The organism is uncultured Roseicyclus sp. (assembly GCF_937892565.1).
Classification (GTDB): domain Bacteria; phylum Pseudomonadota; class Alphaproteobacteria; order Rhodobacterales; family Rhodobacteraceae; genus Roseicyclus.
On the sequence record NZ_CALAHQ010000010.1, the window covers coordinates 24,340 to 51,252 of the forward strand.

Consider the following 26,913-nt stretch of genomic DNA (forward strand, 5'->3'; position numbering starts at 1 on the left):
CTGATGACGCTTGCTGCCGCACAGACGCAGCCACAGCCTCAGCCCCGGCCCACAAAAGGCATTTTCGTCGCCATCACGGTCTGAAACAGGATGTTGGCCGACAGCGGCAAGCTGGCCATGTGATGCACACAATCGGCCACATGGGCCACATCCATCACATGGGGCGGCGCATCGCCGCGCGCCATGGCCTGTTGGGCGGCATCGCGCAAAAGGTCGGTTTCGGCATTGCCGATGTCGATCTGGCTGCCTGCGATGTCAAAGGGGCGGCCATCGAGCGCGATCTGTTTGGTCAGCCCGGTGATGGCGTGTTTGGTTGCCGTATAAGGGGCGGCACCCGCGCGCGGCACATGCGCCGAAACCGAGCCATTGTTGATGATGCGCCCGCCCTGTGGCGCTTGACGGCGCATCAGGCCAAAGGCCGCGCGCGCGCACAGGAACATGCCGGTCAGGTTGACCTCGACCGCGCGGCGCCAGTCGGCCGGGTCGATTTCATCGAGCGGGGCTGTGGGGGTAAAGATGCCTGCATTGTTGAACAAGACATCCAGTCGGCCGTGATCTCTGGCAAACCCGGCAAAGCGGTCGGCCACCGCATCGGCATCGCTGACATCAAGCGGCAACACAACGGCGCGCGCACCATGGGGGGCGGCGATCGCGGCCAGCCGGTCGGCGCGCCGCGCGGCCAGGCCCACGGTCCAGCCTGCTGCCAGCATGCGTTCGGCCACCGCGTGCCCGATGCCCGAACTGGCGCCTGTCACGATGATCGTCTGTGTCATTCCTCGGCCTCCAGGCTCAGGGTGGTTTTGGGCGCCGGCAGATCGTCGATGCCAAGCGGTTCCTTGGGGCGGGCCAGCGCATAGCGGGTAACCCAGATCAGCTTGTCTTCGGCGCGCGTGATGGCGACATAGGCCAGCCGCTTCCACAGCGCCTGTCCCGCTTCCATCCGGCCCGCGCGTGCGGCGGCATAAAGATCGGGGGCAAAGACCTGCACCGCGTTCCATTGGCTGCCTTGCGCCTTGTGGATCGTCACCGCCGCGCCATGCAAGAAAGCGGCACCCATGCGGGCGGCATAGGGCAGGAACGGTTCCTCTTCGTCGGGCTTTTCGATCTTGATGATCGAGGCCGCCGAAAAGCGCGGGCTTTCAGCACCCAGCACATGCAGGCGCGAAAAGCCGGGGCGCGATCCGGGGCCCAGATAGATGACCGGCGCGCCCTTGATCAGGCCGCGCGCCTCAAGATCGATGCGCCGCTTGCGATGTTTCAGGGGCAATTCTATGCCGTCACAGATCAGCGGCTCGCCCGGGATCAACTGATCCTCGGGCGCGCCATGGGCGGCGCGGAACGCGGTGATCAGCCGGATGCGCGTGGCGTTGCGCCAGACCAGCACCGGGCTGCGCGCCATCAGATCGGCATCGGCGCGGCCCGCGATCTCGACGCGCGGATCGCTGCGGGCGGCGTCTTCGACCATGCGCTCGAACCCTTCGAAGCTCAGATCGGGATCGGCCAGGGCATGGGCCAGATCGAGGATCGGATTGCCCGCCTCCTGGCGGTGGATCCGCGCCAGATCGAGCCGATCATCGCCCGTGATCTTGTCAAAGACCATCTGGCCCGATTGGTTCACAGGGGCCAGCTGGGCCGGGTCGCCAAACAGCACGAGAAAGGGAAAGATCTCGCGCAGATCGTCGAACTGGCGGTCATCGAGCATCGAGGATTCGTCGATCAAGCCGATATCAAGCGGATCTTCGCGGCGCTTCCAGCCGGTGATGAAATCAGACCCCCGCAACCCCGCCGATGCAAGGGCTGCGGGCACGGATGTGGTGGCGTCATAGACCTGTTTGGCGCGGTCCATCGCGGCATCGCTGAGCGCGGCGATCACGGGCCGTTCGCCTTGGCCGGCCAGCCATTCGGCGACTTTCTCGTATTCCGGGTCATAGACGGGGGTGTAAAGAACCCGGTGGATCGTGGTGGCCGGCACGCCGCGACCGCGCAGAACGCTGGCGGCCTTGTTGGTGGGGGCCAGCACCGCAAGGGTGCGCCGATCCTTGCGCCTGCGCCCTTCCCAGTCGCCCGACACGATGTCGATACCGGTCGCTTTCAGCACGCGCACCAGTTCGGCCAGCAGCAGCGTCTTTCCCGAACCCGCCTTGCCCACCACTGCCATGACGCGGGCCGGGCCCTCGGCGGCGGGGGTGAGGGTCTCGTTGTCGAGGTCCACACCGATGCCGCGCAGCGCCTCGGCGATGCGGTCATGGGCTTGGGCCTGATCATCGGAAAAGGCGATGGCGGGTGCGGTCACGCTCATGCCGGCAACCCTACCGCGCGCATCCGGCGGGCGCGAGGGGCAAACGCCCCCGAGCCCCTTCCAGAGCTTGCGGTCAACCGGATCTGCGGGCCAGAACCAATTCACCCAAACGCACAGGCTGGCGGTGAGCGGGCATCTCGGCTTCGATCCGGTCGGCGCATTCCGCCAGAACCAGCGCGGCGCGCCCGATGGCGGCGCTGTCGCGTTGGGCGATCGCGCTTGCCGCAAAGGTGGCGCGCAGGCTGGCATCCGCGATCAGCAAGGCCCGGATCAGCGCTGTGGCACGGGTGCCATCGGGAAGCTCGGTCAAAAGCGCCAGGAGCTTGGTTTCATTGCCCCCGGCGCGTGTCAGCGCCTCAAGCACACGCTGAAACAGCGCGTTGGTGTCATCATCCTGGGTCATCCCGGTTCCTTGGGTCGTTTGACCGGGATTCTCCCGCAAGGGGGCTTTTGCGCCGTCGGATTCTACACACCAACGATAAGGGCACCCCCCCGCGAGAACCATCCAATTTTAGTCAATTGGTTAATGCCTGCTGGCGGCCACCGCGCGCGATCACGCCCAGCGGGTCGAGAAATCCTTGGGCAAAAGCAGGTTATGGCGCCCCAGATCGGCCACCTTGCGTTCGCCACACAGCGCCATGGTGGTGTCAAGTTCCTTGTGGATCACTTGCAACGCGCGGGTCACGCCCGCCTCGCCCATCGCACCCAAGCCATAGACAAAGGCCCGCCCGATCATCGTGCCCTTCGCCCCAAGGGCCAGCGCCTTGAGCACGTCTTGCCCCGAGCGGATGCCGCTGTCGAGATGCACCTCGATCTTGTCGCCCACCGCATCCATGATCTGGGGCAGCATGCGAATGGATGACAGCGCCCCGTCAAGCTGGCGGCCGCCATGATTGGACACCACGATGGCATCGGCCCCCACGGCCAGTGCCTTTTTCGCATCCTCGGGGTCGAGAATGCCCTTGAGGATCACGGGGCCGTCCCACCAGCTGCGGAATTGCCTGATGCGCTCCCAATCAAGCGAGGGGTCAAAGGCTTCGGCGGTCCAGCTGCCCAGCGATGTGGGATCGGTCACGCCCTTGGCATGGCCCACGATATTGCCGAAAAAGCGGCGCTTGGTCTGCAGCATCTCAAGACCCCATGGCACCTTGGTCGCAAGGTTGAGGATCGATCTGGGCGTCAGCTTGGGCGGGGCGGACAGGCCGTTCTTCAGATCCTTGTGCCGCTGGCCCATGATCTGAAGATCGACCGTGATCACCAGCGCAGAGCAATTCGCATCCTTGGCCCGCGCAAAGAGCCGCTTCATGAAGTCGTCGTCCTTGAGCGTATAGACCTGAAACCAGAAGGGCTTGGTGGTGTGGCTGGCCACATCCTCGATCGAACAGATCGACATGGTGGACAGCGTAAAGGGCACACCGAACTTTTCTGCTGCGCGCGCGGCCTTGATCTCACCATCGGCCGATTGCATGCCGCACAGGCCGACCGGCGCCAGCGCCACCGGCATGGCCACATCCTGCCCCGCCATCCGCGATGCGGTCGATCGGCCCGCCATGTCCACCGCCACGCGCTGGCGCAGGCGGATCTCGTCGAAATCGGAACAGTTGTCGGCAAAGGTCTGCTGGGTCCAGCTGCCGGTTTCGGCGTAATCGTAGAACATCTTGGGCACGCGGCGCTTGTAGATCCGCTTGAGGTCTTCGATCTCGGTGATCACGGGCATGACGCGGGGCTCCCTTCCACGAGGCTGATCCGGTGCCGGGCCGGATTGGTCAGGATTTGCTACCAATCCCGGGGCGGCTGGGCAATGCGTCAGTTGCGGCACCTCCAGCAGGGGCCTTGCGCGGGGTCGGAATTTCCGCTTTCAGATCGGGCATGACCCAGCCGCGTTACACCCCCCTTGTCGACAGCTTGCCCGCCTCGGTGCCCTTTGTGGGCCCCGAGGCACAGGAACGGGCGCGCGGCGCGCCCTTTGTGGCGCGGATGGGCGCCAATGAAAGCGTGTTCGGCCCCAGCCCCCGCGCTGTCGCCGCCATGCAGGCCGCCGCCGCCGAGGCGTGGATGTATGGCGACCCGGAGCTGTTCGATCTGCGCCGGGCAATCGCGTCCCATCATGGCGTGAGCCCTGCCAATGTCGTGGTCGGCGAAGGGATCGACGGGCTTTTGGGCTATCTGGTGCGGCTGCTGATCGGGCCGGGCGACGGGGTCGTCACCTCGGACGGGGCCTATCCGACCTTCAACTACCATGTGACGGGCTTTGGCGGCGCGCTGCACAAGGTGGCTTATCGCGGCGATCATGAGGACCCCGATGCGCTCTTGGCCAAGGCGGCAGAGGTTGACGCGAAACTGATCTATCTCGCCAATCCCGACAATCCGATGGGCAGTTGGCACGATGCCGCCAGCGTGCAGGCGATGATCGATGCCCTGCCCGCAGGCGCGGTGCTGGCGCTGGACGAGGCCTATTCCGACACCGCACCCGTGGGTGTCATCCCGCCGCTCGACATGACCCATCCGCGCGTCATTCGGCTGCGGACCTTTTCCAAGGCCTATGGCCTTGCCGGGCTGCGCGTGGGATATGGCTTGGCGCATGCCGATTTTGCCCATGCCTTCAACAAGATCCGCCATCATTTCGGGATGGGCCGCGTCGCGCAGGCCGGCGCTTTGGCCGCGCTGGGCGACCAGGATCATCTGCGCGCGACCGTCGCCCGCATCGCCGCCGCGCGTGATGTCATCGCGGCCATCGCGCGCGACCACGGGCTGACGCCGCTGCCGTCGGCGACGAATTTCGTGACCATCGATTGCGGTCGTGACGGCGCGTTTGCGCGGGCGGTTCTGACGGGGCTGGTGGCGCGCGGGGTGTTCGTGCGCATGCCCTTTACCCCGCCGCAGGACCGCTGCATCCGCGTTTCGGCCGGCACATCCGCCGATCTGGCGGCCTTTGCCGCCGCCTTGCCGCTGGCCTTGGCCGAGGCCGCGCTCACCGTTTCGTGAGTTGCCTTCCATCTGCTGGAAGGCTGGAAGGCTTGGACCTTTCAGAAGGATAGCCGCATGATACGCTCCGCAAAACAGATCTTTGCCACAGCCGCCCTGATCGCACTGGGCGCCACCGTCGCCTTGGCCCAGATGGATCATTCCCAGCATGGCGGCCATGCCGGCCATGCCATGCCCACCGCCTCGAGCGGACCCGCGGAAGATGCGTTTCGTGCGGTCAATGACGCGATGCACCGCGACATGGACATTGCCTATAGCGGCAATGCGGACGCCGATTTCATCCGCGGCATGATCCCCCATCACGAAGGGGCGGTGGCCATGGCCCGTGTCGTTCTCGAACATGGCGCCGACGCAGAGGTGCGCGAACTCGCCCAACAGATCATCGCCGCCCAGGAAACCGAGATCGCGTGGATGCGCGACTGGCTGGCGCGCAACGGGTTCTGAGCGCGCCCTAGCCTTCGGCGATGACGCGCACGGCGGCGTCAAGCCCGCCTGACCCATGCGGAATCTGCAGCGCGGCCATGCCGGCCTGAAGATTGGCCAGAACGCCCAAGACCATATGGGCGTTCACATGCCCCATATGGCCGATGCGCAGGAAATCCTCTTTGCGGCCATCCGCCCCCTCGACCCCGCCCAGCGGGATGCCCAGCGTGACGCCTGCATTGGCCGTCATCCAGTCGCGCAAGCGCAAGCCGTTGCCGGGGCCGAAATTGGCGGTCGTCACCGCATGGCTGCGCTTGGCCGGGTCGGCGATGTTGGGGCGGACGGGCCCCGCTTGACCCCATGTCTCCAGCGCCGCCCAGACCGCGCGCGCCAGCGTGGCGTGGCGGTGCCAGACAGTGTCCAGCCCCTCCTCCGCGATCATGTCGAGCGCTTCGCGCAGTCCGTAGAGGTGATGGGTGGGGGCTGTGCCGTTGAAGAACTTGTAATATTCATCGGGCGCCATGCGCGGCCGCCAGTCCCAATAGGATGTCGCCAGATCCGCGGTCTCGCGCGCGCGGTCCGCCTTGTCGTTGAAAAACACGAAAGCCATGCCCGGGGGTGTCATCAGCCCCTTCTGGCTGCCCGTCACCATCACATCGACGCCCCAATCATCCATGTGGAACGCGTCGCAGGCCAGACAGGCGATATTGTCGGAAAACAACAGCGCCGGATGCCCGGCCGCGTCCAATGTGGCGCGCAGCGCGGGGATATCATTGCGCACGCTGGTCGAGGTATCGACCTGCACCGCCAGCACGGCCTTGATGCGATGCGCGGTGTCAGCGGCCAGCGCCTCGGCCACGCGCGCCATGTCGATATCGGCCCGCTGGCCAAAATCGATCACATCGCAGCTGACCCCCATCGCGCGCGCCATCTCGCCCCAGCCAATGCAGAATCGCCCGGTGGCAAGGATCAAGATGTGATCGCCCCGCGACAGCGTGTTGGCCAGCGCGGCCTCCCATGCACCGTGGCCATTGGCGATATACATCGCCACATGGTGCCGGGTGCGCGCGATGGCTTTCAGATCGGGCACAAGGCTGTGGGTCAGGTCGACCAGTTCGCCGGTGTAGATATTGGGCGCGGGACGATGCATCGCCTGCAACACCCGGTCGGGCATCACCGAGGGGCCGGGGATGGCAAGGTAGTGACGGCCATTGGCAAGGCTCATGGGGGGTAATCCTTTGACACGGTTGCGCCAGTGGTAAAGCGCGCCTTGGGCAGGGTCAATCACACCGCCGCGCTTGGCGCGGGCGCCCATAAGCATTAGCTCTGGGCTATGACACAGCGGGAGGCGATGATGCAGGGCGAACAGGCGACAGATCGCGTGGTGTTGACGATCACCGGTGCGGATCGGGTGAAGTTCCTGCATGGTCTGGTCACCCGCGACGTGGGCGCACCGGGCGAGGGGCTGCGCTACAGCGCGCTGCTGAGCCCGCAGGGGAAATATCTGGCGGATTTCTTCTTGCTCAATCGCGGCGAAGACATCTTGCTTGATGTGAAGGCCGATCTGGCCGGGGGTCTGGCGCGGCGTCTGATGATGTATCGGCTGCGCGCCGATGTGACGATCGAAGACAGCGCGCTGCCGGTCGTGCGTGGCGTGGGCGACGCGCCCGAGGGGGCCTTTGCCGATCCGCGCCACCCCAGCCTTGGCTGGCGCGGCTACGGGATGGCGGGGGATGCGCCTGTGACCGATTGGGATGCGCTGCGCGTTGCCGCCTGCATCCCCGAGGCAGGCATCGAGTTGATCCCCGATGAGAGCTACATCCTGGAATGCGGATTTGACCGGATGGGCGGCGTCGATCATCGCAAGGGCTGTTATGTCGGTCAGGAGGTGACGGCGCGCATGAAGCACAAGACCGAATTGCGCAAGGGTCTGGTCACCGTCTCCGTCGAGGGCAGGGCCGCCCCCGGCACCGAGATCATGGCGGGCGACAAGGCTGTGGGGGCCTTGTTCACGCAATCTGGCGGGCAGGCCATCGCCCATCTGCGCTTTGACCGTGCAGAAGGCGAGATGTGGGCTGATGATGCAAAAGTGATATGGAATCCACCGTTTTCTGTGGATAAGTCTGTGGATTGATCTGATTTTGGAAGTAAGGGAGGGGCGTTTTCCTCAAGGAAAACGCCCGGGAAAACTCGAGTTTTCCCGGGCGAAAAACCCGGGTTTTTCGCCCCGGCTTCAGCCCTTGGGCTGAAGCTTGTCTTGTGTCTGTGTGTCGAAATCGCGGGCGTCGTGGCGTTCCCACAATTGCAATTCGGGCGGCCCGAAGGTGCGGTTCACCATCCGCCCGCGCGCGACAGCCGGTCGTGCAAAAAACCGTTCGGCCCAAGCAATGACATTGGGGTAGTCCTGCACCGACAGGAATTCGCCCGCATCATAGGCTTCACCCAAGGCCAGCCGCCCATACCACGGGCAGATCGCGATATCGGCAATGCTCATCTGATCGCCCAGCACCCAGTCGCGCCCGTCCAGATGGCGGTTCAGCACATCCATCTGGCGCTTGGTCTCCATCGCGAAGCGGTTGATCGGGTATTCCATCGGAAAGGGTGCATAGGCATAGAAATGCCCGAACCCACCCCCCAGATAGGGCGCGCTGCCCATCTGCCACATCAGCCACGAAAGCAGTTCTGGGCGGTCTTCGGGGCGGCCCAGAAAAGCGCCGAATTTTTCGGCCAGATGCAACAGGATCGCACCGGATTCAAACACCCGCACGGGATGCCCGCCCGAGCGGTCGAGTAGCGCCGGGATCTTGGAATTGGGGTTCACCGCCACAAAGCCCGAGCCGAATTGATCGCCATTGCCGATCCGGATGAGCCACGCGTCATATTCGGCATCATGCCCGGCAGCCAGAAGTTCCTCGAACATCACCGTGACCTTGACCCCGTTGGGCGTGCCCATGGAGTAAAGCTGGAACGGATGGCTGCCCACAGGCAGATCCTTGTCATGGGTTGCCCCCGCGATGGGGCGGTTCAGCCCGGCCCATTTGCCGCCGTTTTCCTTGTCCCAGACCCAGACCTTGGGGGGTGTATAGGTTTCGGGTTCTGACATTGGAGCCTCCTGCGCATCTGTGAGAACAAGCTAACGCGCCCGCGCCGCAATCCCAAGGCGCAAGGCTTTGTGCGAACATGCGAAGGGCGGCTTTGGGCCGCCCCCCTTGACCTAGCCAAGCGCGCTGTCGCAGCGCCCGCAGACGCCCGGATGGCTGTGCTGGCCTACATCGGGAAGGATTTTCCAGCAGCGCTGGCATTTCTCGCCCTGGGCCTTTTGAAACACCACGCCGATGCCCGGATCGTCGAGGCGGAAGGCATCCGTCTGGGGCTCCGTCGTCACCACATGCAGATCGCTGGTGATGCACAGATCGGCCATGTCGAGGCCCTGAAGCGTCTCGGCCAGTGCGGGGTCGGCCACCTGCAAGATCGGCGCTGCCTCGAGGCTTGCGCCGATGACCTTGTCTTGCCGCTGGATTTCCAATGCGGCGGTCACGATGCGACGCACGCGCCGGATGTCGGCCCATTTCGCCGCCAGCGCCGCATCGCGCCAACCCGCCGGGGTTTCCGGGAAATCCTGAAGATGCACGCTGGATCCATCGCCCGGATGCCGTTCCAGCCAGACCTCCTCCATGGTAAAGACCAGCACCGGGGCAAGCCATGTCGTCAGCCGCTCAAACACCATCTCCAGCACGGTGCGCGCGGCGCGGCGGCGGGGCGTGTCGCCGTCGCAATAGAGCGCGTCCTTGCGGATGTCGAAATAAAAGGCTGACAGATCCGTGGTGGCAAAGTTGAACAGCGCCTGGAAAACACCCTGGAAATCGTAGGAGGCGTAACCTTTGCGCACGATGTCATCCAGTTCCGAAAGCCGGTGCAAGACCCAGCGTTCCAAATCGGGCATCTGTTCGGGTGCGACCCGGTCGGCTGCCGTGACATCCCCAAGCGAGCCCAAGAGAAAGCGCATCGTGTTGCGCAGGCGGCGGTAGCTGTCGGCCACGCCTTTGAGGATCTCGGGCCCGATGCGCAGATCGACGGTATAGTCGGACTGCGCCACCCAAAGCCGCAAGATATCGGCGCCATACTGGTCGATCACCTCTTGCGGGGCGACGGTGTTGCCGATGGATTTGGACATTTTCATGCCCTTTTCATCCAGCGTGAAGCCATGCGTCAGCACACCCCGATAGGGCGCGCGTCCGATGGTGCCACAGGCTTGCAGCATCGAGGAATGGAACCAGCCACGGTGCTGGTCGGTGCCTTCGAGGTACAGATCGGCGATGCCGTCGGCCGATCCATCGGGCCTGTCGCGCAGCACAAAGGCATGGGTTGAGCCGCTGTCGAACCACACATCGAGAATGTCGAACACCTGCTCATAGGCGTCGGGGTCGTGCAGCCCGCCCAGGAACCGCGCCTTGGCGCCGGGTTGATACCATGCATCCGCGCCTTCCGCCTCGAATGCGTCAAGGATACGGGCGTTCACCGCCGGATCGCGCAGCAGGAAATCGGCGTCGGTCGGTGCCGCACCCTTTTTCGTGAAACAGGTCAGCGGCACGCCCCAGGCGCGCTGGCGCGACAGCACCCAATCGGGCCGCGCCTCGATCATCGAATACAGCCGGTTGCGCCCGGTCTGGGGCGTCCATTGCACCAGCTTGTCGATCGAGGTCAGCGCACGGGCCCTGATCGTGTCGCCATACTGGCCCTTGCCATCCGCCAGCGGCCTGTCGATGGCTGCGAACCATTGCGGGCGGTTCAACCGGATCACAGGTGCTTTGGACCGCCAGCTATGGGCATCGGAAATCGTGATGCGGCGGCGCGCCAGAAGCCCGCCCAATTCGACCAGCTTGTCGATCACCGCCTTGTTGGCGCCGCCGGGCTTGCCATCTTCCTTGATGATCCGAGCGCCCGCGAAAAACGGCAGATCGGGGCGGAAGGACGAATCATCGAGGATGTTCCAGGTCATCGCCAGCCCATGCTTGCGACCGATTTCGAAATCATCGTCGCCATGGGAGGGTGCGGTATGGACAAAGCCCGTGCCTGCGTCATCGGTGACATGATCGCCGGGCAACAGCGGCACGTCGAAATCCCATTCGCCATTGGCCCCTTCGGCACCGCGCAGCGGGTGGGCACAGCTCAGTGCCGCCAACTCGCCCGCCGTCACACCCCGCAGGCGGCGATGCATCGACGGCTCCAGCCGCATGGCGCCCAGCGCATCCTCGGCCAGCTTGTCGGCGATCAGGTACAGATCGCCCGTCTTGGCCCAGCTTTCGCTGGGTGTGCCGGTGATCTCATAAAGACCATAGGCGATCTCGGGCCCGAAACAGATCGCGCGGTTTTGCGGCAGGGTCCAGGGCGTGGTGGTCCAGATCACCACCTTGGCACGGTCCAGATCGCTTGCCGCCATCATGTGCAGCGCGTCGTTGAAGGCCGTGGGCTCGCCATCCAGAAGCGCCATCTTTTCGCTGGCAGGCACCACGCGGAACGGCACCCAGACCGCATCGGTCTGACGGTCGTGATATTCCACCTCGGCCTCGGCCAGCGCGGTCTTTTCGACGGGCGACCACATCACGGGTTTTGATCCCTGATAGAGCGCGCCATTCATCAAAAAGGTCATGAATTCCGCCGCGATCACGCGCTCGGCGTGGAAATCCATGGTCAGATAGGGCCTGTCCCATGTGCCGGTGATGCCCAGTCGCTTGAATTCGGCGCGCTGCACGTCGATCCAGCCTTCGGCGAATTTCCGGCATTCCTGCCGAAAGGCCACCACATCGACCGCGTCCTTGTTCTTGCCCGCCGCGCGATACTGTTCCTCGATCTTCCATTCGATGGGCAGACCGTGACAATCCCAACCCGGGATGTAGCGCGCATCAAAGCCCGACATCTGCTGGGATCGCACGACCATGTCCTTGAGGATCTTGTTCAGCGCATGCCCGATGTGAAGATGCCCGTTGGCGTAGGGGGGGCCGTCATGGAGCGTAAAGGGTGGGCGGCCCTGCTTTTCGCGCAGGCGTTCGTAGATGCCCAGCGCTTCCCAGCGGGCCAGCCAGCCCGGTTCGCGCTGCGGCAAGCCCGCGCGCATCGGAAACTCGGTCCGCGGCAGGTTCAGCGTGTCTTTGTAATCAACGTTAGGCGTATCGGCGCACATATCCGGCGCTCCCTATCTGTCGGCTCATGGGGGCAATAGCGGTGGCGGTGCGATGGCTCAAGCACCTGTCAACCCGGCGGCTCATTGGATCAGAGCGCCGGGCCCGTAATTCGAATGACGATGGCGATGTGATGCGTCATGCCCGGGGGTATAGGCCTGCGCCCCAGCCGGGTAAAGGGGGCGCTAAACCGCGAAAAACACGCCAACCCCATAAGCCACCCCCGCCGCCGCCCCGCCGATGGCCAGCGTTTCCAGCCCCGACCGCCACCACGGTGCCTCGGACCAAAGGCTTTTTGCGGCACCGATGCCGAAAAACACCGCACATGTCATGCCGGCCGCCAGGCCAAAGGCCCCGGGTAGCGCCAGAACAAAGGGCGCAAGCGGCACCGATCCTGCCGCGACAAAGGCCCCGAATGTCGCCATCGCCGCCCGCAAGGGCCGCGGCTCGACCGGAGCAAGCCCGTATTCATCGGTCAGCATCAAGGCCACGGCCGCTGTCTCATCGCTTGCGATCTGGTCGGCCGCCCGGTCCAGCACATCGCCGCGCAAACCCTTTCGGCGCAAGATCTCGCGGATTTCGCGCCGCTCGCCTTGTGGGTCAAGGGCAAGCTGGCGTCGTTCGACCCGGGCCAACCGCCGTGTGTCGTCGCGTTCGGCCTTGGTGCCGGAATAATTGCCGGCCGCCATCGAAAACCCGTCGGCCAAAAGGTTCGCCACCCCCAGCGCAAGGATCACCCCCGTCGACAACCCCGCCCCAGCGACACCCGCGACGATGGCAAAGGTCGTCACCGCCCCATCGATGCCGCCATAGACGATGTCGCGCAAATGGCCGCGCCCGGCGGGCGCCCCGATCCGGGCCGCGATCTCGGCCGGGCTGTGGCCATGTTCGTGTTCCATGACCCAAGGCTAGGGTGCCGCCCCGTCGCGCGCCTTGCGTTTGGTCAACCGCGCGCGGCCTTGCGGCTCAATCCGCGTTCGCGCAGCACGATGTAGAGCCCCGCCGCGATGGTTACGGCGATGCCCATCAGCGCCAAGCCATCGGGAAATTCGCCGAAAAGCACCAGACCCACCAGCGCTGCCATCGGGATTTCCAGATATTGCATCGGGGCCAATGTGGCGGCGGGTGCAAAGCGCAATGACCAACTCATCAGCAGATGCCCCAGCGATCCGGTGATCCCCAGCGCCACCAAAAGCCACAGCGCGCCCAGATCCGGTGGGGCGATCCAGCCGGTCAGCGGCGGGTTTGCGCCGATCTGGGGCAACAGCAAAAGCGGCACAAGGATCGGCAAGCCGATGATGCCCCCCAGCCCCTGCAGGGCGATGGGGTCGATATCCTTGGCGATCTGGCGGGTGACCAACATGAAAAGGGCAAAGATCACCGCCACCCCCAGCGGTAAAAGCGCGGGCCACCCCACGGCGGCAAAGCTGGGTTGCACCACCATCAGCGTTCCCGCAAAGCCCACCGAACAGGCGATCATGCGCCTCGGGCCCACCTCTTCGCCCAGGACATGATGCCCAAGGATCAGCATGATGAAGGGCATGACAAAGGCAATCGCCACCGCATCGGCCAGAGGCAGGACCCTGAGCGCGCTGAACATCATCGCGATGCCGCAGATCTGCAGCATGCTGCGCAGCGCCGCCAGCCGCACCACCCGGACCGAGGGAAAAATCACCGCGCCGCGCCATATCGCCAAGGGCAGCAACAGCCCCGCTTGCGCGATGAAACGCACAAGGATCAGTTGCAGCAGCGGAAAGACGGCCCCCAGCATCTTTGCCAGCGCATCCGAAAACGGGATCATCAGACAAAAGCCCAGCATCAGCACGATGCCAAGAAGTGGCCGATCTGCATGGGGTGGTGTCATGACGTGACTGTGCCCCGGCCGCGCGCGGATGTCACGGGCATGTCACCGCGACATCACGCGCCGCTCAGCCTGTGGCTTGCCCGAACAGCCCGGTCAGCGCGCGGCGCAACAGTGCCGTGACACCGGGTTTTTGTCCCGGTCCAAAGGGCATGGGGCGGCACACCTCCATCGCGGCCACGCCCACGCGGGCGGTCAGCGCGGCATTGACCACCCCCTCGCCGAAGCGCCGCGAGATCTTGGACAAAACCGACCCCCCCGCCACCGACCCGATCAGATCATCGCCGATGGCAAGCGCCCCGGTTGCCACAAGATGTGTCAGCACCGCCCTGAGCAGTCGCCAAGCCCCAAGGGCGCCCGAACGCCCGCCATAGATTTCGGCAATGCGTCGGATCATGCGGATATTCGCGCTGAGCGCCACCACCACATCTGCCAGCGCGATGGGCACCAGCGCGGTGACGGTTGCCACCTGCCGCACGGCTGCCTCGATTTCGGCGCGCGCGGCCCCATCGAGCGGTGCCAGCAGCCGTGCCTCGGCTAGGGCCAAGAGCGCCTGCGCTTCGAACACCTCGTGCCGCCGCCCGGCCAGTTCGGCACGCGCCAGCGCCAATTCCGCCCGCCCGCGATAGACGGCATCCAGCCGGTCCACCACGGCGCGCGCGGCGGCAAGCTCGCCCGAGGCAAGCGCGCCTTCGGTTGCCCGGCGCAGATCATCGAGCCGCCCAAGGCGGGCGAATGCCGCCAATTCGCGCAAGCCAAGCCCGATCAACGTGATCAGGACCAGCGCCACCAGACCTGCCGCGATCCATCCCAGTGTCGGGCGCGCCGACAAAAGTGCTGTCACGAAATCCCAAGCGGCAAGGCTGAGCACCAGCGCAATCAGCGCCCCCGCCGCCGCCCAGAAGATCCGCGCCAAGCGGTTGGGCCGCCGCGCGCCCAGCCGTGCCATCCGCTGCATGGCAGGCCCCCCTTGCGCAAAAGGCGCATCCGGGGGGCTTGGGGCCTCATGCGGCATCACCGGATCGGGGCTGTCGATCTTGATCAGCACCGGTCCCTTGCGCTCAGTCATCGCGGCGTCCCTTGTTTTTGTGGTCTTGAAACATCCCCGGAGGGGCGCCGCAGGGGCCGGGGGGCAAAGCCCCCCAAACCTCCAGACTGGGCAAAGCCCGCCAAACAGCCAGACTGGGCAGGGTTGTCGCTCTGCCTTGTCGCGCTGTCACAGCTTGTCCCCCAGCACAAACTCGGCCGCGCGGTCAAGCCGGATATGGGGCGGGCCATCACCGGGTTTAAGCGACAGTGGCGCCGGGGCAAACCGCATCACGCCGTAATCGCCATCGAGCCATGCTTTTGCCCCGGCCCGTGCGGGCGCCAGCAAGGCCGCCGGATCTTCGGGAAGATCGCCCGGATGCAGCGCCACTTGCGCGCCGCCTTCCAACAGACGCCCGCGCACCAGATCGCGCGGCTGGCCATCGACCCGGCGGCTTTCCTCGACCGTGGCCCTGAGGGCGGCGATCGCCATGGCTTGGGTCCTTGCGCCCGCAAAATCGGCGCGTCGGCGTGCCTCGGTCACCAGCGCCGCCATGATCGCGGCCAGCCTGTCATGCTGGCTGTGGTGCAGATGGTCGGCCTTGGTGGCGGCAAACAAGATCCGGTCTACCCGCCTTTGTCCCAAAAGCCCCGCCAAACCGCCCTTGCGCCCCGGTCTGAACGCGCCAAGGATGCCCGCCATGGCATGGCGCAGATCCTCCAGCGCGCTGGGCCCGGAATGGATTGCGCCCAGCACATCGACCAGCACGACCTGCCGGTCGATGCGGGCGAAATGCGCCTTGAAAAACGGCTTGACCACCTGTGCCTTGTAGGCCTCGAAGCGGCGGGCGAATTCGCGCGCCAGCGATCCGCGCGGGGCAGGGCCTTGTGGCAGCGGCGCAAAGGTCAAGGCCGGGCTGCCGTCCAGATCGCCGGGCAACAGGAAGCGGCCCGGGGTGCAATCGGCATAGCCTGCGATGCGCGCGGCCTGAAGGTAGCGGGTCCAGCCGCGCGCAAGCGCGGCTGCTGTGGGCTCATCCAAAGCGGTGCGCGGGTCCAGATCGGCAAGCGTCTTGCAAAACGCGGCCCCCTCGGGCCGGGTGGCGGCCGCAGCCAGCGCCGCATCTGACCATGTGGCAAAGGATTGATCCAGCAAGGCCAGATCCAAAAGCCATTCGCCGGGGTAATCCACGATATCCAGATGCACGGTGCGCGGCCCCGACAGCCCGGCCAAAAGCCCCTTGGGCCTGACCCGCAGCGACAGCCGCAATTCCGATACCGCGCGTGTGCTGTCGGGCCAATGGGGATCGGGTCCCGTCAGCGCGGCCAGATGTGTCTCGAAATCAAAGCGCGGCACGGTGTCATCGGGCTGGGGTTGCAGATAGGCCGCCTCGATCCGGCCCGAACCCGCGGCCACCAGCCCCGGCATGCGCCCGCGCTCAAGCAGATTGGCCACCAGCGAGGTGATGAAGACCGTCTTGCCCGACCGGGCCAATCCCGTGACGCCAAGCCGGATCACCGGCTCGAAAAACAGCGCCGAGACGCCTTGTGCGGCGCTTTCGATCCCGCGGCCCACACTGTCTGCAACCGTTCCAATGACCAAGGCCCGCGTCCTTATTTGCCGCTTTGGTATCACACTATGCATCGCGCGCATCCATTGCGAGGGGCAAGGCGCGCGTGTTTTCCCTTGGCGGGCAGGGGGCTTTGCGCCTATGTCGCCGCCATGCCCCGCTATGCGATGAAACTGGAATATGACGGCGCCCCCTTTGCGGGATGGCAGCGGCAATCGGGCCAGGCTTCGGTCCAGGGCGCGCTGGAGGCGGCCTTGGCCGCGCTTGAGCCTGATCTGCCTGCGGTTGCGGCGGCGGGGCGCACCGATGCGGGCGTGCATGCCACAGGCCAGGTGGCCCATTGCGACATGGCCCGCGACTGGGCGCCGTTTCGCCTGTCCGAGGCGCTGAACTGGCATCTCAAGCCTGCACCTGTGGCCGTTGTGGCCTGTGCGCGGGTGCCCGATGCGTGGCACGCGCGCTTTTCGGCCATTGAACGGCGTTACACCTATCGCGTGATCTGCCGCCGCGCGCCCTTGGTCCATCAGCGCGGTCAGGCGTGGCATCTGCGCCATGATCTGGATGCCGATGCCATGCGTGTTGCCGCCCGCCATCTGGTCGGACGCCATGATTTCACCACCTTTCGTGCGGCGCTGTGCCAAGCGGCCAGCCCGGTCAAGACCCTCGATGAGGTGAGCGTCGAAGACGTCGCCTTGCCCCATGGGCGCGAGATCCGCTTTCATCTGCGGGCGCGGTCGTTTCTGCACAATCAGGTGCGCTCGATCGTGGGCACGCTGGAACGTGTGGGCGCCGGGGCCTGGGCGCCCGGGGATGTCGGCGCGGCGCTCCGCGCGGCGGACCGTGCGGCCTGTGGGCCGGTGGCGCCGCCCGACGGGCTGTTTCTGACCGGTGTCGGCTACCCCGGGCCTGTGTTCGACTGACCGCTGCGCTGCCGGGCCGATGCCGCCACGCTGGGGTGAAACTGTTCGGATGGATCCTTTCCCACCGGGCGGCGGTGGCGCAGCCAGAACAGCTTGCCCAGGCCCGAGTTCATCCCGATCCCGGGCGCATGGGCATCGGTGACGAAGCGGTGGCGCCAATGCACCGGCAGCGGCAGGCCTGCGGATTCAGCCTCTGACAGCATCCAGACCAGCGGGATGTTCGCCAAAGGGCGCGCCCGACGATATGCGCCAAGCTGGCCGCCGACATCGCCGTGGCTGCCCCGAAACCACATTTGCTCCACACTGCCCGTGACGACCTGATCCGGGTGCGTTTCCCACAGAACCGGGGCATAGGCGTCGCGGGTTTCATCCAGCGCCAAGGCATGCCGTGCGATCCGTGTCGACGGGCCGGGCGTCGGCCCCCCGCGCAAAAACCCCCGCACATGCCCCGCCCCCGCGCGCACCATGTCATAGGCGCCCAGAAACCCGATCGGCACGCTGGGGTGACACAGCGCCGCCTTCAGCGCATGGGCCGCCGGGCTGCCGGGCGCGTCGCGGTCAAGCTTTTGGACCCGCTCCAGTGTCTCGGGCGTGATCTGTGCAGGTCGCAAAAGGCCCTGCCGTTCGATCAGCCCGACAAGGGCCTGCACCGCCAAGGCCCCGCGCGAATAGCCCATCGCCATCACGCAATCGCCCGGCCGATAATTGCGCGCCAGAAACAGATAGGCCCGCGCGATCTGGCCGTTCAGCCCCCGGCCCGCGATCACCTCGGCCCCGCGCCGCCAGCCGCGCCACTGGATGCCCGGTTCGTAATAGAGCGTCACGGGCGCGCTTTCGGGAAGGTCCCGCAACAGCCGATAGCTCAGGCCGATGTTGGTTTCCTGCCCATGGGCCAGCGTCGACATGGTGCCATCGATCAGCACCACATGGGTGGCGGGCGCGCGATGGGGGGGCGGGCGGCGCGGCGCGCCGTGACGGCCCGAAAGCCAGCGACCAAGGCGGCTACTGAGCGGCAATCGCCTCCCCCTGCTGGAGATAGGACCAGACGCGCGCGGGCGTGAAGGGCATGTCGACCTGCCGGATCCCCAGTGGCCAGAGCGCATCCTGCACCGCATTGGCGACAGCGGCCAGCGCGCCCACCGTGCCCGCTTCGCCGCAGCCCTTCATGCCGAGCGGATTGGCGGTCGAGGGCACGGATTCGGTATGAAAGGCGATGAAGGGCACATCATCGGCGCGCGGCATGCCGTAATCCATGAAGCTTGCGGTCAGAAGCTGGCCCGTCTCGTCATAGACGACATGCTCGCTGATGGCCTGACCAATGCCCTGCGCGATGCCGCCATGCACCTGCCCCTCGGCCAGACGGGGGTTCATCAGATTGCCGAAATCATCGACCACCGTGTAGCGCGCGACGCGGGTGGCGCCGGTGTCGCGGTCGATCTCGATTTCCGCGATGTGGCAGCCATTGGGATAGGACCGGCCGGGCAGGGTGCGGGTTTCGGTCGCTTTTGTCAGCGCGCTTTGTCCGGCGGCGTGGGCGCGCGCGGCGGCCTCCAGCAGCGTGACGACCACATTGGACCCCGGCGCGCGGAACACGCCCTCTGCGGCATCGAACATGGTGTCGGTCTGGTCCATGTCCCGATCGAGAAAGGCACAAAGCTGTGCAATCAGCGTCTCGGCCGTGGCCCGCATCGCCATGCCCTGCACGGTGACCGACCGCGATCCGCCGGTGCCGCCGCCATTGCCGATCTGATCGCTGTCGCCTTGCACGATCTCGATCGCATCCAGCGGCAGGCCCGTCTGATCATGCAACAGCTGGGCATAGACCGTTTCATGCCCCTGTCCGTTCGACTGGGTGCCGACATAGACGCGCGCGCCTGTCTGGGTGATCTCGATCGTGGCGGTTTCGGCCGGGTCGCCCAGAATGCTTTCGATGTAGTAGCACAGCCCCAGCCCCCGCAGCTTGCCCTGCGCCATCGATGCGGCCTTGCGCCCGTCAAACCCGGTCAGATCGGCCTCATGGGCCGCGCGCGCCAGAACGCGGTGGAAATCGCCCACATCGTAAAGCTCGCCCGTGGCGCTGCGATAGGGAAAGGCATCGCGTGCGATGAAGTTGCGCCGGCGTAGCTCCAGCGGATCGACACCCAATTGCCGCGCCGCGAAATCCATCGCGCGCTCCAGCGCATAGATCGCCTCGGGGCGGCCCGCGCCGCGATAGGCATCGACCTGAGTGGTGTTGGTAAAGACGCCGCGATTGCGGAAATGATAGGTCTGCACGTCATAGGTGCCGGTCAGCACCTTGGAATAGAGCGCGGATTGGATGTTCTGGCCGAATTGCGAGACATAGGCCCCCATGTTGGAAAGGCTGTCGGTCTGAAACGCCACCAGCCGCAGATCGGCGTCGAACCCCAGCGTGGTGGTCACATCGAGATCACGGCCCGCATTGTCCGACAGCATCGCCTCGGTCCGGTCCGACATCCAGCGCACCGGGCGGCCCAGGCTGCGGGCGGCATGGGCGACAAGGAAATGCTCGGGATATCCCATCGCCTTCATGCCGAACCCGCCGCCCACATCGGGGTTGGTCACGCGCACCGCCTCGGGCGACAGGCCGAACCAGAGGATCAGATCGCCCTTGGCGCCCCAGACGCCTTGCCCGTTGAAGGCCAGATGCAACCGCGCGCCATCCCATTCGGCATAGCAGCCGCGCGGCTCGAGGCTGCCCACGATGATGCGGTTGTCGTGGCTGGTGTGGGTGACGACATGGGCGGCACCCGCCAGCGCGGCCCGCGTCGCGTCCAGTTCGCCCATGGTGAAATCATAGACCAGATTGTCGGGCGCCTCGGGGTGGATCGTTGCGCCCCCCGGCGCAAGGTCCAGCTTGACGGGCAGGCTGTCGATCTCGAGCGCGATCAATTCGGCCGCATCCTTGGCCTGCGTCAGGCTGTCGGCCACAACAAAGGCCACCGGGTCGCCGACAAAGCGCACCCGCCCTTCGGCCAGAACGGGACGCGCGGGGGTGGCGGGTTTCGATCCGTCGGTTGTCTTGACCACGGAAAAGCGCATGGCGTTCGTCAGCCCGGCCCGGGCCAGATCGGTTGCGGTCAGGACCAGATGCACACCGGGCGCCTGTCGCGCGGCATCGACATCGAGCGCGGTGATCGTGCCATGGGCCTCGGCGCTGCGCAGCACATAGCCAACCAGCGACCCCTCGGGGGCGATATCATCGACATAGCGGCCCTGCCCGGTCAGGAAGCGGCGATCCTCCAGCCGGGTGATGGGCTGGCTTGTTCCGAACTTGCTCATGGCGCGACCCTATGCATCTGTGTTTTCCGTGTTGCGTCAAGTCTAGGCGTCACACCCGCGCTGTCCAGTGGGCATGCCTGTGGTCGGCACCTGGCCCATCGTGACAGATGGCCATCATCGCACCCTTGCGCCATGACGGCCGTCATCGCGGACGGGCCGGGGCGCCTGATCAGTCAAAGCGGATCATGGCCGTTTTGGTGACATGCCCGATGCAGGCCGCAGCAAAGCCCGCCCTGCAAAGCGCCGCCACGATCTTTTCGGCCTCTTGCCGGGGGACCGCGGCCAGCAAGCCGCCGGCGGTCTGCGGATCAAAGATCAGCGCCGCCTGCGCTGTCTCGGGGGCTGTGACACGGCCCGCCAGCGCGGCGCGGTTCTGGGCAAAAAGCGTCGAGCGCAGCCCCGCCGCCGACAGCCGCAGCGCGCCGGGCAACAGCGGCAGGGCGTCCAGCCGAACCTCGGCCCCGACGCCCGAGGCGGCACAGATATTGCCAAGATGGCCCGCCAGCCCAAAGCCCGTCACATCGGTCATCGCATGGGCATGAGGCGCAAGGATGGCCGAAGCCGCCCCCTGGGGCGTGGTCATCTGCGCCCAGGTCGCGGCCACCTCGGGGCCGGTGGCGCGCATCTGCATCTCGGCCGCCAGCACCACGCCCGTGCCGATCCCCCGGCTCAGGATCAGCGCATCGCCGGGCCTTGCGCCGGCCAGTGTGACGGGGTCGCGGTCCAGCACGCCCGTGACCGCAAAGCCCAGCGTCACCTCTGTTCCCATCGAGGAATGGCCGCCCACGATCTCGGCGCCTTCGGCGGCGAAGATGTCGCGCGCGGCCGTCATCACCTCGGCCAGCCATGCGCCTTGCAGCCGGGCGGCCATGCGCGGCAAGATAACCGTGGCCAGCGCCACTTGCGGCCTTGCGCCCATCGCCCAGATATCGCCCATCGCATGAATGGCGGCCGCGCGCGCCACCAGCACCGGATCGAGCGCAAAGCCGCGCAAATGGTCGGTAGACATCACTTGGCGCAAGCCACCCACCGTCACCACAGCCGCATCATCGCCCGGTCGCCCGCCCAGAATGGTGCCCAGCGCCCCCGCGCCCAGCTTGGCCCCGCAGCCGCCGCATGGGGCGGGTCCGGCCATTTCCGTGGCCAAACCGCGCGCGGCCCCGGCGGGCGGGCGGGGTTGCGCCATTGCGGGCAGATGCTTGAGCCGGTCCATGAAGCGGGCATCGATGCGATCCTTCCAGCGCCACATGGCCGGGCCCGACCAGGTCAGGCCCGCCTTTTCGGCCAGCGCATCGCGCCCGCCCAGCGACACGAGCTTGAGGAAATCGCGTTGCGGCCGAAAGACCCGCCGCTGCCGGCCGGTCAGATCCGCCCTCAGGTTCCACGCCAGAACCGGGGCCGCGCGCACGGCAAAGACCCCGGCCTTGGGGCGGGGGCTGTCGCGCAGATGCACGCAATCGCCCGCGCCATAGACCTCGGGGTGGCTGACCGATCTGAGCTGATCATCCACGACCAGATAGCCATCCTGCATCGCCATGCCGCACGTGGCCAGCCAGCCATGCGGCACCGCCCCCGCCGCCCCGATGGTGAAATCCGATGCCACGCGCCGCCCGTCGGCCAGCACCACCGCATCGGGCGTCACCGCCACGGGCGCGGCACCCTCGATCCGCGCGATGCCATGGGCCGCCATTGCCCGCAACAGCCGCTTGCGCCCCGGCCAGCCACCAAGGATCGCGCCCCGGTCGATCACCGCCACTTCCGCCGCGCGGCCCAGCGCGTGCATCCGGTGCGCACAGGCCAGCGCCAGTTCCACACCCGCGACGCCGCCGCCGATCACCGCGATGCGGGCCGGACCCGATCTTGCGCAATAGCCATCCCAAGCCTCGGCAAACCGCCCCAGCGGCTTGGCGGCGATGCCATGCTCGGCAAAGCCCGGCAGCCCCGCCATGTCGGATGTCACGCCGATATCGATCGACAAAAGGTCATAGCCGATGGGCGCGCGCCCCGGCACCGACAAAGCCCGCGCGACAGGATCGATCCGGTCCACCGCCCCCAGCACCAGCCGCGCCCCCGCAAAGCGCGCCAAACGCACCAGATCAATGTCCAGCGCATCGCGCGCGTAATGCCCGGCCACATGCCCGGGCAGCATGCCCGTGTAGGGCGCGGTTGGGCCGGGGTTGATCAGCGTCAGCCGCACGCCCGGCACCGGGGCCATCCCCCAGCGCCTGAGCACCAGCGCATGGGCATGGCCGCCGCCCAGCAGCACCAGCTCGCTTATCAGCGGAATGGACCCCTCGTGCATCGATCGTCCCTCTTCGTTTCGCAAATACTCCGGGGGGGCCCGGAACGGGCGGGGGCAGCGCCCCCATGCTTTCGGCCTAACGCCCCCGCGGCTTGGCCCGCAAGGTGGGATCGGCCGCGCGCGGATCATCGGGCCAGGGATGGCGCGGGTAGCGCGCGCGCATCTCCTTGCGGACATCGGCATAGGACCCGTCCCAGAACCCCGGCAAATCCGTCGTGACCTGCAAGGGGTGGCCGCCGGGTGACAGCAAGATCATCTTGAGCGGTACCCGATCGGGGCCGATCCTTGGGTGGGTCGTGGTGCCGAACACCTCTTGCAGGCGCAGCGCCACCTCGGGCACGGTACCAGAATAATCGATGGGGATGGCGCGCGCCAGCGGGCTTTGCCATGTGGCGGGGGCAAGCCGGTCCAGCTCTTGCAGGGCGCCATGCCCAATCCAAGCCAACAGCGCATCATGCGGATCGAAGCGGCCCAGATCGGCGGCGCTGCGTGCCTGTGACAGATAGGGTGCGGCCCAGTCCTCAAGCTGGCCCAGCAAGGCTGCATCCGCAACATCGGCCAGACCCGATACCGCAAGGCGCGCCCGCAACAGCCGTGCCCGCGCATTCCACCCAAGGCAGTCGAGCCCCAGATCGCGGATCCCCTCGATCAGCGCGGCGGCCACCGCCTCGGGCGGGGCATCCCGCCACAGCCGTTCGGCCAGCACCAGTGCGCCGAAACATTCCTGTTGGCGTGCTTCGATCCGGCGATGGCGCCGCGACCAATGGCACAGATCGCGCCATGCGATCTGCCCGGCATAGAGCGTGCGCAGTTCCGCCTCGCTCAGGGCCACGGCCTGACGGATGCGCGCCTCGCGCGGGTCGCCATCCAGATCCGTGGCCACGATCAACCGGTGGCCCGCCAGCCCGTCGCCTTCGGGCATCACCGCGCCCTTGCCGCCCGACAGCACATAGCGGGGCGCATCGCCGTCGCGGCGCAGACCCACCCGGTCGGGATAGGCCAGCGCCGCTTGCGCCCCGGGGCTGAGTGCCGCGCCCGCTTCATGGCGCTGGAGCCGCCGGGCCTCGTCCCGGATGCGGGCGATGGTGCCGCGATCGGCGCCCATGCCGCCCGGATCCTTCAGCGCCCGCAGTCGCAGCGCCAGATCGACGCCCCGGTCGCGCAGCGGGTCGCGCTCGGCCAGCAGGGCCGCCAACCGCGCGCTGCCCGGCCCGCCTTGGGTCAGCATATGCGCCAGCCGCGGATGCAGCGGCACACGCGCCAGCGCGCGGCCGTGATCGGTGATCCGCCCCGCCGCATCGAGCGCCCCCAGATCGGCCAAAAGCGCGCGGGCCTCGGTCAGCGCACCCTCGGGCGGGGCGGTCAGAAAGGCCAGCCCCTCGGCCCCGCCGCCACCCCAGAGCGCCAGTTCCAGCGCCAGCCCCGCCAGATCGGCCGCAGCGATTTCCGGCGGGGCAAAGGCGGGCAGCGCGCCCTCGGCGCCTTTGGTCCACATCCGGTAACACAGGCCCGGCGCCACACGGCCTGCGCGGCCGCGCCGCTGGTCGGCCTCGGCGCGGCTGACGGGCTCGGTCACCAGCCGTGACATCCCCGATCCGGGATCAAAGCGCGCCCGCCGCGCCCGGCCCGTATCGACGACGATGCGGACATCCTCGATGGTGAGCGAGGTTTCGGCGATGGCCGTGGCCAGAACCAGCTTGCGCCCCGACAGCGCGGGCGCGATGGCGGCGCGCTGATCGGCAAAGGGCATGGCGCCGTAGAGCATGTGAAGCGCCACATCATCGGGCAGACGCCCCGACACGCGCGCTGCGGTGCGCCGGATCTCGCCCTCACCGGGCAAGAATACCAGACAGCCGCCCTGTGCCTCGTGCAATGCGTGCAAGATCAGGTCGCACGCGGCATCTTCGAAGCGCCGATCCCTGGGCACGGGGTGATCGAGGTGCCGCGTCTCGACCCGATAGGCGCGGCCCTCGGAGCTGAGCAAGGGTGCATCCCCCAGCATCGCGGCCACGGGGGCCGCGTCAAGGGTGGCCGACATCACCACAAGACACAGATCCGGGCGCAGCGCGGTGCGCACCTCCCATGCCAGCGCAAGTCCCAGATCGGCATTGAGGGAGCGTTCGTGAAACTCGTCGAAGATCACGCAGCCCACGCCGGGCAGATCGGGGGCGTCTTGCAGCATCCGCGTCAGGATACCCTCGGTCACCACCTCGATCCGGGTGGCAGAACTGACCGCGCTCTCGCCCCGGATACGGTAGCCCACGGTCTGGCCCACGGCCTCGCCCAGCATCTGGGCCATCCGCTCGGCCGCTGCCCGCGCGGCCAGACGGCGCGGCTCCAGCATCACGATGCGCCCTGCGATCTGGCCCAAAAGCGCAAGCGGCACGCCCGTGGTCTTGCCCGCCCCAGGCGGGGCCTGCAACACGGCGCGACCCTCGGCCGCGAGGGCCGCGCAGAGTGCGGGCAGGATATCGTCGATGGGCAAGGGCAAGGCGCGCGCAATCCCGTGGTTCTGGCCTGATCGCCGCCACATGCGGTGCAGCGCCCATCAGCGTCAACACCAAAGCCGGGCGCTTGCACTGGACATGCCGCGCTTTGCAGGGGCAGATAGTCCAACATCGGGCAACCGGGGTGGCGGATAAGAAAGCGAGCTTGGCGATGGCGGCACAGGCACAAGGCGGCGATGATCTGGCCCCCCGCATTCTGGCGGGTGAACGCCGCGCGTTGGCCCGTGCGGTCACGCTGGTCGAAAGCACGCGGCCCGATCACCGCGCACAGGCGACCGCGCTGATCGTGGCCTTGCGCGGTCACGGCCGCCAAGCGCTGCGCATCGGGTTGTCGGGCACGCCGGGCGTGGGCAAATCCACCTTTATCGAAGGCTTCGGCATGGCGCTGGTGGGCGCGGGCCTCAAGGTGGCCGTTCTGGCGGTCGATCCCTCCTCGGCGCGCTCGGGCGGCTCGATCCTGGGCGACAAGACGCGGATGGAATTGCTCAGCCGTGAACCCGCGGCCTTCATCCGCCCTTCGCCGTCTTCCAGCCATCTGGGCGGGGTGGCGCGCCGCACGCGCGAAGCGGTGGCGCTGTGCGAGGCGGCGGGCTTTGACGTTGTGCTGGTCGAGACCGTGGGCGTCGGCCAGTCCGAGACCATGGTGGCCGAGATCTGCGATCTTTTCGTGCTGCTTCTGGCCCCCGCAGGCGGCGACGAATTGCAGGGCGTCAAGCGCGGCATCATGGAGATGGCCGACCTGATCCTGGTCAACAAGGCCGATGGCGATCTGAAAGCGGCCGCGATCCGCACGGTCGCCGATTACGCGGGCGCGCTGCGGTTGCTCAGGAAACGCCCGCAAGACCCCGAGGGGTTCCCCAAGGCGCTGCCCGTTTCGGCGGTGACAGGTGACGGCATCGCACAGGCCTGGGATGAGATGCAGGCGCTGGCGCGCTGGCGCAAGGACAGCGGCTGGTGGGACCGCCGCCGTGCCGAACAGGCGGCGCATTGGTTCGAGGTCGAGGTGCGCGAAGGTCTTTTGGCGCGGCTCCATCGCGACCCGGAGGTGAAAGCGGCAATGACCGCCATGGCCAGTCAGGTCGCCGCAGGCGCGCTGACCCCCGATGCGGCAGCAGCGGCGATGCTGGATCGGTTGAAGGGGTAGGGTGCGCCCTTAGCCAAACAGGCGTTCGCCCTGTTCGTCGATCAATTGCTTGGCCTTGCGGATCGACAAGGCCTCGGCATCTTCGGCCGATTGCACGGTATCGGCGCGGAGCAGGTGGTGGATCTGTGTCTCACCGCCGATCTCTTTCTCGATGCGGGCCGCAATGGAGAATCCGCCCGCGTCCGATTGCGGTTCGGGGAAGATGCGGAAATCCTTGTAGATCTCGGGGTCCTTGGCCGGTTTGCCGCTGCCGCCGAAGAGTTTGGAGAAGAGAGACATGGCATCAGGCCTTCTGATCCAGGCGAGCGTTCAGAACCTCGCACAACCGATCTGCATCCGAGACACTCTTGATATCAAGACAGACTTCGCCCGATTTGAGCAACTTGGCGCCACCGA

The 26,913-nt window shown here is 66.7% G+C and carries 21 protein-coding genes; 5 read left to right on the top strand and 16 right to left on the bottom strand.

The genetic code is table 11. From position 1 onward, the window contains the following. Positions 1–38 precede the first annotated feature (38 nt). The 4 genes from Q0094_RS01755 to Q0094_RS01770 form a co-directional block, all read right to left on the bottom strand. Positions 39–773 (bottom strand): SDR family oxidoreductase, encoded by a 735-nt coding sequence (locus Q0094_RS01755; protein ID WP_297614624.1) that lies wholly within the window; start codon positions 771–773, stop codon positions 39–41. After that, positions 770–2,299: an AAA family ATPase gene (locus Q0094_RS01760; protein ID WP_297614626.1), complete on the bottom strand. Its 1,530-nt coding sequence runs from the start codon at positions 2,297–2,299 to the stop codon at positions 770–772. The genes Q0094_RS01755 and Q0094_RS01760 overlap by 4 nt, the downstream gene beginning before the upstream one ends. 73 nt (positions 2,300–2,372) lie before the next feature. Continuing rightward, complete coding sequence (locus Q0094_RS01765) at positions 2,373–2,702, bottom strand: hypothetical protein (protein WP_297614628.1); 330 nt, start codon at positions 2,700–2,702, stop codon at positions 2,373–2,375. A gap of 150 nt (positions 2,703–2,852) precedes the next feature. Next, positions 2,853–4,016 carry an alpha-hydroxy acid oxidase gene (locus tag Q0094_RS01770; protein ID WP_297614630.1) on the bottom strand — a complete coding sequence of 388 codons (1,164 nt, stop codon included), beginning with the start codon at positions 4,014–4,016 and terminating at the stop codon, positions 2,853–2,855. A gap of 152 nt (positions 4,017–4,168) precedes the next feature. Between Q0094_RS01770 and Q0094_RS01775 the strand changes: the two genes are divergently transcribed. Then, entirely contained in the window at positions 4,169–5,284 is a 1,116-nt protein-coding gene (locus Q0094_RS01775; RefSeq protein WP_297614632.1) for a pyridoxal phosphate-dependent aminotransferase, read from the top strand. Positions 5,285–5,341: 57 nt separating this feature from the next. Continuing rightward, on the top strand, positions 5,342–5,728 hold the full coding sequence (locus tag Q0094_RS01780; protein ID WP_297614634.1) for a DUF305 domain-containing protein: 387 nt from the start codon (positions 5,342–5,344) through the stop codon (positions 5,726–5,728). A gap of 7 nt (positions 5,729–5,735) precedes the next feature. On the opposite strand, the gene Q0094_RS01785 is transcribed toward Q0094_RS01780, so the two are convergent. Beyond that, a complete protein-coding gene (locus tag Q0094_RS01785; protein ID WP_297614636.1) occupies positions 5,736–6,932 on the bottom strand; it encodes an aminotransferase class V-fold PLP-dependent enzyme in 1,197 nt (398 codons plus the stop codon). A gap of 129 nt (positions 6,933–7,061) precedes the next feature. Between Q0094_RS01785 and Q0094_RS01790 the strand changes: the two genes are divergently transcribed. Further along, a complete protein-coding gene (locus Q0094_RS01790; RefSeq protein ID WP_297614663.1) occupies positions 7,062–7,841 on the top strand; it encodes a folate-binding protein in 780 nt (259 codons plus the stop codon). A gap of 99 nt (positions 7,842–7,940) precedes the next feature. Here the strand turns inward: Q0094_RS01790 and yghU are convergent, their stop codons facing one another. From yghU to Q0094_RS01820, 6 genes are all read right to left on the bottom strand, one after another. Beyond that, on the bottom strand, positions 7,941–8,810 hold the full coding sequence (gene yghU / locus Q0094_RS01795) for a glutathione-dependent disulfide-bond oxidoreductase (protein WP_297614638.1): 870 nt from the start codon (positions 8,808–8,810) through the stop codon (positions 7,941–7,943). A 111-nt stretch (positions 8,811–8,921) separates the two neighbouring features. Continuing rightward, positions 8,922–11,888, bottom strand: coding sequence for an isoleucine--tRNA ligase (ileS, locus tag Q0094_RS01800; RefSeq protein ID WP_297614640.1), 2,967 nt, complete (start codon positions 11,886–11,888; stop codon positions 8,922–8,924). 183 nt (positions 11,889–12,071) lie between these two features. Further along, positions 12,072–12,785, bottom strand: a complete 714-nt coding sequence (locus Q0094_RS01805; protein ID WP_297614642.1) for a VIT1/CCC1 transporter family protein — start codon at positions 12,783–12,785, stop codon at positions 12,072–12,074. A 44-nt stretch (positions 12,786–12,829) separates the two neighbouring features. After that, positions 12,830–13,750: a DMT family transporter gene (locus Q0094_RS01810; protein WP_297614644.1), complete on the bottom strand. Its 921-nt coding sequence runs from the start codon at positions 13,748–13,750 to the stop codon at positions 12,830–12,832. Positions 13,751–13,814: 64 nt separating this feature from the next. Further along, positions 13,815–14,816: a YcjF family protein gene (locus tag Q0094_RS01815; protein WP_297614646.1), complete on the bottom strand. Its 1,002-nt coding sequence runs from the start codon at positions 14,814–14,816 to the stop codon at positions 13,815–13,817. A 147-nt stretch (positions 14,817–14,963) separates the two neighbouring features. Further along, on the bottom strand, positions 14,964–16,376 hold the full coding sequence (locus Q0094_RS01820) for a YcjX family protein (RefSeq protein ID WP_297614648.1): 1,413 nt from the start codon (positions 16,374–16,376) through the stop codon (positions 14,964–14,966). Between the two features lie 120 nt (positions 16,377–16,496). Between Q0094_RS01820 and truA the strand changes: the two genes are divergently transcribed. Beyond that, a complete protein-coding gene (truA, locus tag Q0094_RS01825; protein WP_297614650.1) occupies positions 16,497–17,264 on the top strand; it encodes a tRNA pseudouridine(38-40) synthase TruA in 768 nt (255 codons plus the stop codon). Here truA and Q0094_RS01830 read toward each other — a convergent pair. The 4 genes from Q0094_RS01830 to hrpB all read right to left on the bottom strand — a co-directional run bounded on the left by Q0094_RS01830 (position 17,240) and on the right by hrpB (position 25,399). Next, positions 17,240–18,280, bottom strand: coding sequence for a DUF2235 domain-containing protein (locus tag Q0094_RS01830; protein WP_297614652.1), 1,041 nt, complete (start codon positions 18,278–18,280; stop codon positions 17,240–17,242). The genes truA and Q0094_RS01830 overlap by 25 nt on opposite strands. After that, positions 18,267–20,564, bottom strand: a complete 2,298-nt coding sequence (locus Q0094_RS01835; RefSeq protein WP_297614654.1) for a xanthine dehydrogenase family protein molybdopterin-binding subunit — start codon at positions 20,562–20,564, stop codon at positions 18,267–18,269. Before Q0094_RS01835 ends, Q0094_RS01830 begins: the two co-directional genes overlap by 14 nt. Before the next feature lie 169 nt (positions 20,565–20,733). Continuing rightward, positions 20,734–22,866, bottom strand: a complete 2,133-nt coding sequence (gene selD / locus Q0094_RS01840; RefSeq protein WP_297614656.1) for a selenide, water dikinase SelD — start codon at positions 22,864–22,866, stop codon at positions 20,734–20,736. 76 nt (positions 22,867–22,942) lie between these two features. Continuing rightward, positions 22,943–25,399: an ATP-dependent helicase HrpB gene (gene hrpB, locus Q0094_RS01845; RefSeq protein ID WP_297614658.1), complete on the bottom strand. Its 2,457-nt coding sequence runs from the start codon at positions 25,397–25,399 to the stop codon at positions 22,943–22,945. A 125-nt stretch (positions 25,400–25,524) separates the two neighbouring features. On the opposite strand from hrpB, the gene meaB reads away from it, so the two are divergent. Beyond that, the gene (gene meaB, locus Q0094_RS01850) at positions 25,525–26,517 is read left to right on the top strand and encodes a methylmalonyl Co-A mutase-associated GTPase MeaB (protein WP_297614665.1); all 993 of its coding nucleotides are present in this window, start codon (positions 25,525–25,527) and stop codon (positions 26,515–26,517) included. 9 nt (positions 26,518–26,526) lie between these two features. Here the strand turns inward: meaB and Q0094_RS01855 are convergent, their stop codons facing one another. Then, positions 26,527–26,796 (bottom strand): HlyU family transcriptional regulator, encoded by a 270-nt coding sequence (locus Q0094_RS01855; protein ID WP_297614659.1) that lies wholly within the window; start codon positions 26,794–26,796, stop codon positions 26,527–26,529. Between the last annotated feature and the right edge of the window lie 117 nt (positions 26,797–26,913).